The organism is Bacillus sp. SIMBA_026 (assembly GCF_046535335.1).
Classification (GTDB): domain Bacteria; phylum Bacillota; class Bacilli; order Bacillales; family Bacillaceae; genus Bacillus; species Bacillus velezensis.
This window is the reverse complement of the sequence record NZ_JAWRWX010000076.1, coordinates 1-315: the sequence shown is the minus strand read 5'-3', so window position 1 is coordinate 315 and position 315 is coordinate 1. Positions and strand designations below refer to the sequence as shown.

Below are 315 nucleotides of genomic sequence, written 5' to 3'. Positions count from 1 at the left end.
CGTCAGTGCCCTCGGCGCCGAGCCGCAACTCCAGGTATTCGTGGCGTAACTCGAACTTCTCCTGCCGGTACACCATCGCCCATTCGTGGAGGCCGAAACAGCCGAACTGAGCGGGGCGCTTGGCCGTTCCCGCCAGGATGATCCCAGCGAAGTTGACGGCTTCGGAGCGGTCTCGGAGGAAGCGGGTGCGGTCGAAGGTGACGGCGGGAGTTCCCGGCGCCAGCCCGATCGAGGCGAGTTCGCCGTCGGGCGTTCGGTAATACTTCCAGCCCGCGCGGTCGACGGCCCGCGGACCGCTCAGCACCCTGCCATCGC

At 67.9% G+C, this 315-nt stretch carries 1 protein-coding gene; it reads right to left on the bottom strand.

Features of this window, described 5'->3' with window-relative positions:
- Positions 1-315: hypothetical protein (locus SB847_RS20735; RefSeq protein ID WP_486304281.1), on the bottom strand; the 315-nt coding region annotated here is incomplete at both ends.